Raw genomic sequence first — 11,560 nt, forward strand, 5'->3', positions numbered from 1 at the left:
AAGTAAAAGATTAAAATTTGACAAAAAATATTCCCTGTATTACTCATAATTACAGGGTTCTATGGTTTGATATTTGGTTTTTAGGTGAGAAAGTAAGGAAGAGGTGCATTAGAAATTTTGCATAATTGTAAAAATGTAATTTATGTGGTAAAATGTGTTTGGTCTAGTGGTGCAAGAAGGGAGGAAAATTTTTGAACAACTTTTTTAGGAGTCTAAGTTTTTATTTGCTGATAATAATTTTAATTTTATCAGTTGTCCAATGGTATTCTAACCAGGAAGCAGCTCAGATCAGATTAGGATATTCAGAATTACTTCAACGCCTTGACAAAGGTGAAGTGGAAAAAATAGTGATAATAGAAAATAACATCAAAGGCACTCTAAAAGATGGTAGAAATTTTGTAAGCTATGTTCCTGATCTGACTACTTTTATGGCTAAAATAGATAAGCTTGCCGGAAGCGGCGTATTGACGGTGGATTCAGAGCCTAAGCCTGTTACGCCTTGGTGGACGCAAATTTTGTCCCCTCTACTGCTTATGGTATTTATATTTGGCGCATGGTATTTCTTAATGCAGCAGAGCCAAGGCGGTGGTGGACGAGTGATGTCTTTCGGCAAGAGTAAGGCAAAGCTTCATACAGACGATAAAAGAAGAGTGACTTTTAAAGATGTGGCAGGTGTAGATGAAGCAAAAGAAGAATTAGAAGAAGTAGTGGAGTTTTTAAAACATCCCAAGAAATTTATAGAGCTGGGGGCGCGTATTCCCAAGGGAGTTTTGCTGGTAGGCCCTCCGGGAACAGGAAAAACACTTTTAGCAAGAGCTGTAGCAGGGGAAGCCGGGGTACCGTTTTTTACAATAAGCGGCTCGGACTTTGTGGAAATGTTTGTAGGTGTTGGTGCAGCAAGGGTCAGGGACTTATTTGACCAAGCTAAAAAGAATGCGCCGTGTATCATATTTATTGATGAAATCGATGCAGTGGGCCGCCAAAGAGGAGCAGGTCTTGGCGGTGGACATGATGAAAGAGAACAGACGCTAAACCAGCTGCTTGTAGAAATGGACGGTTTCGGTATTAACGAGGGCATAATAGTTATAGCTGCTACTAACCGCCCCGATATATTAGATCCTGCGCTTTTAAGACCCGGCAGGTTTGACAGAGAAGTTGTGGTAGACAGACCCGATGTAAAAGGAAGAGAAGAAATACTCAAGGTTCATGCAAGAAACAAGCCTTTAGCAGAAGATGTAGAGCTTTCAGTGCTGGCTAGAAGGACGCCCGGATTTACCGGTGCTGATCTTGAAAACCTGATGAATGAAGCAGCGCTTCTTTCAGCAAGGCGCAATAAAAAGAAAATAGAAATGCCGGAGCTAGAAGAGGCTATAACTAGAGTAATAGCAGGGCCGGAAAAGAAAAGCCGAGTTATGACAGAGCGAGAGCGCCGATTGGTTGCCTATCATGAGGCAGGACATGCTGTGGTGGCACATTTGCTGCCGACTGTAGACCCGGTTCATGAAGTATCTATAGTGCCTAGGGGCAGAGCAGGCGGATATACTATGATTTTGCCGAAAGAAGATCGCTTCTTTATGGGTAAAAATGAACTCATGGACCAAATAACCCATTTACTTGGCGGCCGTGTTTCGGAAGAGCTAGTGCTCAATGAAATAAGCACCGGTGCCCAAAATGATTTAGAGCGGGCAACTCAGATTGCAAGAAAAATGGTTATGGAATATGGCATGAGCGAAAATATAGGTCCAATGACACTGGGCCATAAGCAGGAAGAAGTATTTCTGGGAAGAGATATTGCACAAGGCAGAAACTACAGCGAAGAAGTGGCAGCATCTATCGACAAAGAAGTTAAAAATATTATCAGCAGCTGTTACGACAGAGCTAGGTCGCTTTTGTCAGACAATGTTAACAAACTTCATAAAGTAGCCCAAGCACTGCTTGAAAAAGAAAAGTTAAAGGAAAATGAATTCTTAGAGGTTTTTGCAAGCGCATAAACTAGCTTACAACCTCTACTACTGGCCAGCGCCAAAAAGCGCTGGCCTACTGTTTATAAGCCGATAACTGCAAAAGATAGTTAAATAATTGAAAAAATTCTACTATTGTGGTATTCTTTAATGTATAGCTTTAAGAAGATATTAGCGAGGAAAAATTATGAGACAACTTAATGTATATCCTACATCATATTTGGCAGAACAAGAAAGTCAAGCACAAACAGCCGGCGAGGCAGCAATTTTCTATGAAGAGTTTATAAGAAACATTATAAAAGATGTTATAGATTCAAAAAATATTATCGGGAATTTTAAAAGAGATATAGTAATCAGCCGTATCTTTCATAGCCTGCAAGAGAAAAATCAATTTAAATTTTTCAGCGAATATAGGCCCGGATATGTGCGGCGCATTAGTGAAGTAATAATGGAATTGAAATTACAAGGCATAACCCCTGACATTGCTGATAAAATATTGAAGGATTCACCTCGCCTAAAAGATTTGGCTTTGATATACCGAACATATCAGGATTTTCTTGCCGAAAACCTTCTATATGACTTAGAAGATTGCCAAATAATTTCGGCAGACTACGCAGGTAAAGCAAAGTATATTGAACAGTTTGACAAAATATGTTTTAGGGGATTTTATAGGCTTTATCCGATACAGAAAAAAGTGTTGGAAGTTATAGTAGATAAAGGGGTTATAGTCAACTTGCCCCTTGAGCATAAAATGAAACATGTAAATGCCATTAAGGCTCAAAACAAGAGGATTGAAATTGAATACATATCAAAAATGATTTTAAGAGATTTAGAAGAAGGCATTCCCCCGCAAAAAATCTGCATAGTTTTGCCGAAGCCCAAAGCCTATAAATATCTTTTAAAAGACGCGGCAAAAGAGGCGAACTTATCGTTAAACTTTGATATAAAAGCACCCCTTATCCAAAATCCTTTCGTAAAAGCGTTTTTAAGACTTGTAAAAGAAGAAACAACAGATTATTTTGTACAAATTCTTTTAAAAACTAATATTTCACGGCATAAAATCAATAAATGGGCCGAAATATCAAAAAGTTTTCTTGCCGACAATGGATATCCCAACAGATTTTACAATATTCATAGTGACGACCCTGATTTTGTAAAACGCGATATTACGGCATTTCAGGCCCTAATTAAACTTTTGGATGAATTAGAAGATATAGGGGAAATGGCAGGAGAAGAATATACAGATTTTGAAGGATTTATAAATTTTTTTGCACCCTATTTAAGAAATTATTCCTACAACTGTTTTGATTCCGATAAAGAAGGTATTCGGATACTTTCTCTAGAACAAATAATAGGGCTAAAATTTGAAAAGATTTATGCGGCAGGGATGATAGAAGGAGATTTTCCGGCAGAATTACGACCTGACTGGCTTATAAAGGAAGATGAGAGGAAAAGACTCAATGAGATAGGTTACAGTTTTGATACCATAGATAGTCATCTTGAGGATGAGCAGCGCTGCTTAAAATTTTTGCTGGCATCAAGTTCTACAGGCTGCTTTTCTTATCCGGCAGTTTTGGAAGATAACTCATCTTCACTGATGTCTTCCTATATAGAAGATATACTTTATGATTTAAAAGCCGAGGTTAAAGATGTCAGATTAGAAGATATGTATACTTCTACCGGATTTAAAAATTTCAGTGAAACTTTAGGAACTATTTCAGAAAATACAAGAAAAATATTAGGCAAGCGATTTCATGAAGAACCTTTCAGCGCAGCTTCCCTAAACATGTACGGCGAATGTCCTTATAAGTTTTTTCTTGCAAGAGTCATAGGCCTTGCAGCACCTGATGAAGAAGGAGAATATACGGCGGTTTCACGGGGCAGTGCCATACATAAAATATTAGAGATATTTTTTAAAAATCATAAAGATACCCTTGAAAGCATAAAATTAGAAGAATACGAAAATGAGATAATCTTTCTTACAGAAAGTGTCATGGAAAATTCCGGCGTAAAAGAGAGTTTTCCGCATCCTCTGCTGTTTGAAATAGAGAAAAATGAAATTGCAAAAAGCATAACGAACTATGTCGGCTGGTATGTAGCCTCAAGAGGAGACTTTAAACCGATTCTTTTTGAGCTTGGTTTTGGATCCAAGAAAAATTTTTCCTTGGATTTTGCCCCAGACATCTTGCTTTCGGGAAAAATTGACAGGATAGATGAAGACGCACAGCACAGATTACTGATAATCGACTATAAAAGCGGGTCAACACCGGATATAAAAGAGATGGAAGATGGAACAAACCTTCAAATGCCAATATATATCTTGGCTGCGGAACATATATTAAAAAAACCGGTAGTGGGAGGAGCTTTTGTTTCTGTTAAAAAAGGTGCTATAGATAACTTTATTGTAAGAGATAGAGATCTGCCATTTATTTCAAAGAGGCAGAAAAAAGGGATTTTAACACAAGAAGAATGGGAAACCGTTATGGAAAAAACCAAAGACACAGTCAGAGCTTATGTAAACAATATAAGAGAAGGGAAATTTCCGATAGAACCAAAAAAATGTCCAAAAATACAAAGCTATGGCAGCTTTTGCGATTTTACTCAAATTTGTCCCTGGGAGGAGTTTTAATATGGGACACACCCCTTTACAAAAAGAAGCTATCGAAACAATAGATAAAAGCCTTGTAGTCACAGCCGGTGCCGGTGCCGGCAAAACTAGAATACTGGTGGGCCGCATAATTTATATATTACAGCAGGGCCTTGCAAGTATTGACGAAATTGCCGCCATAACATATACAAATAAAGCAGCTCTTGAAATGAGAGAGCGGCTCAGATACGAAATGAAAATGCAAAAATACAATGACAGCATCTCTAAAAACCTACTCAGGCTTTCAACTGCTTATATCAGCACAATACATAGTTTTTGCTTGCGATTGCTTAAAGAAAATCCGGTAGAAGCTTCCATAGACCCTGAGGCACAGGTAGCAAAGGAGTATCAAGGGAATGCGTGGCTCAAGGAAAGCATACAAGAGGCCGTTATAGGAAAATTAGAAAACAAAAATGTTTTTCAGATTACTTCAGAAATGGGCTTTGGAAAATTATCCGATGAGCTTTATCAAAATATAATAAAAATACAGAACCAAGGTGTAAGCATTGCTACTTTATCTGAAATGGCGATTAGTGAAGATGAAAAAACCATAGTGATGTTAATTGAAGAATCTTTAAAGATTTATGGCAGCAAAAAAGAGAAACAGCACGTTCTTGACTATGAAGATATTCTGGAAAAGACGCTGGATATGTTCGAAAAAAATCGGGAAATTTTGAAAAACTATCAACAAAAATTTAAATTTATTTTGGTAGATGAATATCAGGATTTGAACTTTATCCAAGACAAAATTCTTCGGCTGTTAGGCAAAGATACAAATCTTTTTGTGGTGGGAGACAAAAAACAATCCATCTACGGCTTTAGAGGAGCGCGTGTTGAGCTTTTCGAAAAGCTCAGAAAAGATTTAGAGAAAAATGGAAAGTCCTTAAGTTTAAAAGATAATTTTCGAAGTAACGATAAAATAATAACGTTTGTAAACAAAGCTTTTGAAGACATCATGGAGAATTATGAACCGATTAATTACAAAAGGCAGCATGATGGAAAAAATATCTGTTTCCTTATTGGGCAAAATAGCGGCTTGATGAGAGAGCGGAGGCAGCAGGAAGCAAGACTTATTGCAGATAAGATACTAGAAATGTTGTCCGATGATTCTGTAAAGGTATATGACAGCACCACAGGAGGATACCGAAAGCCCACCTTTCGAGATTTTGCCGTGCTCTTTAGGAGAAAAACCCATCTTTCCTGTTATATTGAGGAGTTTCGCGCACGCAATATACCATTTTATGTGGCTGAAGTCGGGACTCTTAAAGAAAGCCATGGAGTAAAAAATCTTCTTTTGGGATTAAAGGCTGTGGAGTATAAAGATGATATAAACATATATGGCGCACTTTCGCACTTGCTTAAAGTGGATGATGATAAAATTGCAGAATATGTGCTTAACGGCAAAAAATTAAGTAATATCTTTGATGAGAATATAGACTCCGAGGAAGCCTTTAAATTATTTCAAAAGTGGGTTAAAATGAAAGATAAGGCAACAATTAAACAACTGGCAGAACAGATTATAAAAGATTCAAAGCTTTTATATACCGATTTAGAAGATGTCCTTGATACCGAGAGCCTGCTTCAATTTTTAGATTTATGTGCAGTTTATGATGAAGAAGGCTTTACCTTAAGAGAATTTTTAGAAGAACTTTCGAATTGGGGCTCAGAGTATCAGGAAGCGGTGGATGTTTCTGAAGAAGAAGATGTTGTAAAGTTTATTACAATACATTCGGCAAAGGGATTGGAGTTTCCCATAGTTATCCTGGCAGACAGCGGCCAAAGCTTATCAACGGTATCTTCTGAGATATTATTTGATCCGGAAGTCGGTCTTGCAATTAAAAAAGATAAAGAGAAGTGGCAAGAGTTGAAAAACTTTCTTGATAACAAAGAGATTGAAGAAGCCAAAAGGCTGCTTTATGTGGCGCTTACCCGCGCAATGGATTATTTAGTGATATCAGGAGAGATAACATCTGATAAACGAGAAAGTTTTTTAAAATGGTTAAACCAAACAACAAGTTAGCAACAGAGGTGTATTGATGAAAATAGGCATACCCAGAGCACTGTTTTATTATGAATACTACCCTTTTTGGAAGGTATTTTTTGAGGCTTTAGGTCAGCAGGTTGTGCTGTCATCCTCTACTAACGAGGCACTGCTTAAAAAAGGAGTTGCATTATGCGTAGATGATGCATGCCTGCCGATTAAAAGCTTTCACGGCCATGTAGCAGATCTGGCAGATAAGGTTGATGCTATTTTTATTCCCAGAATTGTAAGCATAGAGCCGCAAAAATATCTCTGCCCAAAGTTTTTAGGGCTGCCGGATATGATAAGAAATAGCATTCCGAAGTTACCGCCGTTAATCGATGCCGAATTAAATCTTTATAAAAGCAAGAAAGGCATTAAAAACCACGTAATACAAATTGGCGATGCTCTTAATAAAAATAAGACAGAACTGCTGCGGGCCTATCATAAAGCAGCAAGCGCGCAAAAAAAGTATAAACAATTTATCACTACATACAAAACAGCCCCATGTGAAATCTTGCCGGATATCGATTTTAAACCTCCAAAACAAGAGGAATCCGAGCTACATACTGCTTCATATCCGAAAGTTTTATTAGTGGGGCACCATTACAATATATACGATACTTTTCTTAGCATGAACCTTGTTGCTAAGCTCAAAAGACAGCATATTAATCTTATAACAACTGACATGGTTTCAGATAGTGAAATCAAAAAAGGGGCCAAGAAACTGACAAAAGATATGTTCTGGACACTAGGGGAAAGATCGTTAGGTGCTGCTTTCTACTTTTTAGACAAGGGAGAGCTTGATGGAATAATCCATGTTGCATCTTTCGGATGTGGTCCCGATTCTTTTGTAGGTGAACTTTTGGAAAGAAAAATAAAACGTTACTATAAAATTCCTTTTCTGTATCTAACCCTTGATGAACACGCCGCTGAAGCCGGGTTTGATACAAGGCTTGAGGCTTTTTTGGATGTTTTAGAAGGGAGGAAGGTTCAATGAAAGTGACTTTTCCTCATATGGGTAATTTATACATTGTGCTTGAATCTCTATTTGAAAACCTAGGCACAGAAGTAGTTGTTCCGCCTTTTTGCACAAAAAGAACCTTAGAACTTGGTGTCCTGCATTCGCCGGAATTTGCTTGCCTTCCACTTAAAATAAATGTGGGGAATTTTATTGAAGCCCTTGAAAACGGTGCAGATACCATTGTCATGGCCGGTGGAATAGGGCCCTGCAGGTTTGGCTATTATGGTGAAGTAGAGCGAGAAATTTTAAAAGATTTAGGTTTTGATTTTAAAATGGTCATAGTAGAACCTCCAAAAAATAATTTTTTAAAGTTAGTAAGTGATATTAGAGTGCTTACTAACAGAAAACAAAATTCGCTAAAAAATATAGTAAAGGCAGCTATAATAGCATGGAAAAAGGCCATTCTGTTGGATATTGCAGACATGAAATTGTCTCAAATAAGGCCAAAGGAAAAAATAAAGGGTCAGACCGATAAAAAGTATAAAGAAGTAATTCATAAAATAAAGGATATAAAGAAAGAAGCAGAGCTAGATGAATATAAAGCAGTTATGCTGGAAACATTTGACAGCATCGAGACTATAAAGGATAAAACCTTCCCTAGAATCGGAATAGTAGGTGAAATATATACTGTATTGGAGCCCTTTGTAAACTTGGACATAGAATCTGAGCTGAACAGTCTCGGCGCCGAAGTATATCGAAGCGTTTACCTTACGGACTGGGTCAGAATAAATCTTTTTCCTTCCTTTTTAAAGCCAAAAGATTATAAGGAAATGTTAAAGTTAGCAGAACCTTATATTAAGCGCTTTATAGGGGGCCACGGCCAAGAAACCGTAGCTCAAATTGCAAGTTTTGCAAAAAATGGTTTTGATGGTGTTATACATCTTCTGCCTTTTACCTGCATGCCCGAAATTGTTGCAAAAAGCGCAATACCTCGAGTCGCGAAAGATTATTCAATTCCGGTAATGACACTGGTGCTAGATGAACATTCAGCTAAAGCCGGCGTCGGAACAAGACTTGAAGCCTTTATTGATATGATAAATCAAAAAAAGGAAATGAGTGAAGATAACAGTTACTTATCTAAGATATATCATGAAAATAGCGAACTTGATAATAAGATAGTATTAAGTAATAAGTAATAATTAAATAAAAATAGGGGTGAGGAAGATGGAAGAATTATTAAAAATGCTGACAGATGCTTCTGTATTTTATGTGGCAACTGTTGACGGTGATAAACCTAAAGTTCGCCCGTTTGGATTTGTCATGAATTACAACGGGAAGCTGTATTTTTGCACGGGCAATCACAAAAATGTCTATAGGCAGCTTAATGCAAATCCTGCCGTAGAAATTTGCGCAATGATATCTAAAGATGAGTGGGTTCGCATAAGCGGTAGAGCTGTGTTTGACGAGAACATAGAAGCTAAAAAACAGGCATTTGCTGTTGCTCCCAGCCTTGCTGCCATTTATGGTTCGCCCGAAAGTCCGAATTTTGAGCTATTCTATATAACAAATATCGAAGCATCTGTGCTTAAAATTGACAAAGAAATACGAAAACTTCAAGTGTAGTCCTAAAGCGAAAAAAGAGGTATGCCTTTAAATTAAAGGCATACCTCTTTTGCTTTTGTTATTTAAGCCTGTTGAGCCAATCTTTTATTTATTTCGTTTTGATATTCTATAACTTTTTCTCGCGTCAGCTTATAACCTAAGTGCAGTATTACAGCGCCGATTAATGCAAAGATTCCGGGTATGAATAGAAAAGCATTTATTACGCCTATCTTAAGTGCTTCAGTAGCTGAGGCAGGATCTATTCCCGGGGTAAATCCTACCGACGCCAAGACAAAAGGAATTACCGTTCCTCTGGATATAACTGCAAGCTTTAAAGCTACCGTCATCAAGCCCATAACAAAGGGAGATGCGTCTTCTCCTGTTTTCCAGTAAGCATAAATAGATACATCAGAATATAAGCTTACGGTTACCGATGTTAGAATTCCTGTAAATATACTAGATATAGTTATTACAATGAAAAACATAGTAACATTTAGTGCTACGAATTTACATATTATAAGCGATATGCCTAAGGCATACAGACCAAAGATGGTGGCATTCCGCGATGACATTTTCTTTGCAACTGAACCTGCAAAGTATGATCCTATCATAGTTGCTATAGATACTATTAGTAAGTATGCTGAAAATAGTCCCATATTTTGTGCTACATAAGTAAAGTAATAAGCTGCAGCTGCTGTCATAACAAAGAGGACCATGTTCCTGAAAAAGTCTGATATCAACAGCACAATAAGGGGCGGATTTTGGACAAGGCTTTTTACCATAGCAGCTAGTGAAACTTTTTGAGCCTGAGTTGTGTCTTGAGCTGCAGTTCCCGTAGGCTCATAGCCTTCTGTTATCTTAAAAACGATCCAGTAACAGATCATCATAATCAAACCTGTAAGCCCTGCCAGAATGGTGTAACCCAATACTTCATTGTTTGTAACCCTGCCAAAATACTCTGCCAAGGGTGCTCCGGTATAAGAGAATACTATTCCTGAAAGAGCAGTCCAAGTAGCACGTCTTGATGCCAGTAATGCTGCTTCATCAGGGTCACTGGCAAGTACCGGAATAAGTGCAACATTTGCTACCCAGGGCAGGTTCCATGCGATATGGCTTAGAATAAAACCGGCGCAGATAATCAGTGCGGCTACTGATTCCGGACCGATCTTGCTAAATTGGAATATATAAAAGATTACGACAAGCGGAGGCATTATCAATATCCAAGAACGATTTCGCCCCCACTTTAAAGGCTTAGTGCCGCTGATTATAGCTCCATAAAAAGGTGATGACACTGCATCTACGATACTCGTTATCGAACTGATGAGAGCAACTGTCGGCAATGAAAGTTTAGCAACATTGGTCAGGAAAAATACAAAGAAATAAAGTTCAACTGATGCCATCAAACCAAAACCAAAATCTCCGATGCCATAGAATGTCTTTATGGCTTTGCTTAGTGGCTTTTTTTCCATAACGGCTCATCCCTTTCAATTAAACAAGCTTTTGGAGTATTTGCGCAAATTAACCGTATTTTTCCACTGCGCTAATTAAGGCATGTATGTTTTCGGGTGGCGTAATTGCCGGAGCGGTTCCGACAGCCGGAGCCAATATAAATCCTCCGCCTGGTTTTACTTTTTCGAGTAAGGTCTTAACATATTCGTCGATTTCTTGCGGCGTGGCACTGACTAATAAACTTATAGGCAGGCCGCCCATTACACATGTATGATCCTTTAATACTTCTTTTGCCTTAACAACGTCAGTTTTTTCGAAATATGCTATTCCCCATCCCCTAGGCAGTTCTAAAATGGTCTCTAGATGAGGCTCATGATGTCCTTCAAAAAATACCTCTGATTTGACGCCCTCTTCATAAAGCCTTATAATGACTTTCTTTAGCGAAGGCCAGTAAAACTCATTATAAAGTTTAGGCGATAAGTATTCGTTTAAATGCAATGGTATGAAAGCCACTTCTGCATTTATCGGCTTACATGCGTCTAAAGCATACGTGATTACCGGTTCTGTAAGAGCATCGACGGCTTTTTTGATCTTATCCGGGTATCTTCTAACATCAAGAGCGGCATTGCTTATGCCTCTTAAAAAGTCTCCGATAATATCCATTGGGGCATATGCCCAGCCCATGGGGATATATGGATAACCTAACTCTGCAGAGATTCTGCCGACTTCACCGCCTAAACGAGCGCCTTTCTCAAGTTCCATACCGACTCTTACCCATGTAGCCATGGCCTTTCTTTTTGTCTCCAGATTAGTGCACACCCTAGGCAGTATGGTTTCTGCAATAAATCCTACAGGATCTTCTATCAGCTGATCGTATTCTTCCGGCTGCATGAAGGTTCCGCCGATAAACTGAGGAC

Annotated in this window: 8 protein-coding genes; 6 read left to right on the plus strand and 2 right to left on the minus strand. The window is 38.2% G+C overall.

Annotation, left to right across the window (positions count from 1 at the left end):
* Nucleotides 1–191: 191 nt before the first annotated feature.
* From ftsH to BUE08_RS02465, 6 genes are all read left to right on the plus strand, one after another.
* Nucleotides 192–1,991 (plus strand): ATP-dependent zinc metalloprotease FtsH, encoded by a 1,800-nt coding sequence (gene ftsH / locus BUE08_RS02440; protein ID WP_286680276.1) that lies wholly within the window; start codon nt 192–194, stop codon nt 1,989–1,991.
* Between the two features lie 157 nt (nt 1,992–2,148).
* Nucleotides 2,149–4,590 (plus strand): PD-(D/E)XK nuclease family protein, encoded by a 2,442-nt coding sequence (locus BUE08_RS02445; protein ID WP_059032364.1) that lies wholly within the window; start codon nt 2,149–2,151, stop codon nt 4,588–4,590.
* Nucleotide 4,591: 1 nt separating this feature from the next.
* A complete protein-coding gene (locus BUE08_RS02450) occupies nt 4,592–6,628 on the plus strand; it encodes a UvrD-helicase domain-containing protein (protein WP_059032362.1) in 2,037 nt (678 codons plus the stop codon).
* 16 nt (nt 6,629–6,644) lie between these two features.
* Nucleotides 6,645–7,628 carry an acyl-CoA dehydratase activase-related protein gene (locus tag BUE08_RS02455; RefSeq protein ID WP_286680277.1) on the plus strand — a complete coding sequence of 328 codons (984 nt, stop codon included), beginning with the start codon at nt 6,645–6,647 and terminating at the stop codon, nt 7,626–7,628.
* Nucleotides 7,625–8,788 (plus strand): acyl-CoA dehydratase activase-related protein, encoded by a 1,164-nt coding sequence (locus BUE08_RS02460; protein ID WP_286680278.1) that lies wholly within the window; start codon nt 7,625–7,627, stop codon nt 8,786–8,788. The genes BUE08_RS02455 and BUE08_RS02460 overlap by 4 nt, the downstream gene beginning before the upstream one ends.
* Nucleotides 8,789–8,816: 28 nt before the next feature.
* Nucleotides 8,817–9,215 (plus strand): pyridoxamine 5'-phosphate oxidase family protein, encoded by a 399-nt coding sequence (locus BUE08_RS02465; RefSeq protein ID WP_286680279.1) that lies wholly within the window; start codon nt 8,817–8,819, stop codon nt 9,213–9,215.
* A gap of 62 nt (nt 9,216–9,277) precedes the next feature.
* Here BUE08_RS02465 and BUE08_RS02470 read toward each other — a convergent pair whose 3' ends face one another.
* Both BUE08_RS02470 and BUE08_RS02475 read right to left on the minus strand, forming a co-directional pair.
* On the minus strand, nt 9,278–10,663 hold the full coding sequence (locus tag BUE08_RS02470; protein ID WP_213951646.1) for an MFS transporter: 1,386 nt from the start codon (nt 10,661–10,663) through the stop codon (nt 9,278–9,280).
* A 49-nt stretch (nt 10,664–10,712) separates the two neighbouring features.
* Nucleotides 10,713–11,560 (minus strand): uroporphyrinogen decarboxylase family protein (locus BUE08_RS02475; protein ID WP_286680280.1); only part of this gene is annotated, 848 nt, incomplete at its 5' end.

The organism is Tepidanaerobacter sp. EBM-49 (assembly GCF_001896645.1).
GTDB classification, from domain to species: Bacteria; Bacillota; Thermosediminibacteria; order Thermosediminibacterales; family Tepidanaerobacteraceae; genus Tepidanaerobacter; species Tepidanaerobacter syntrophicus.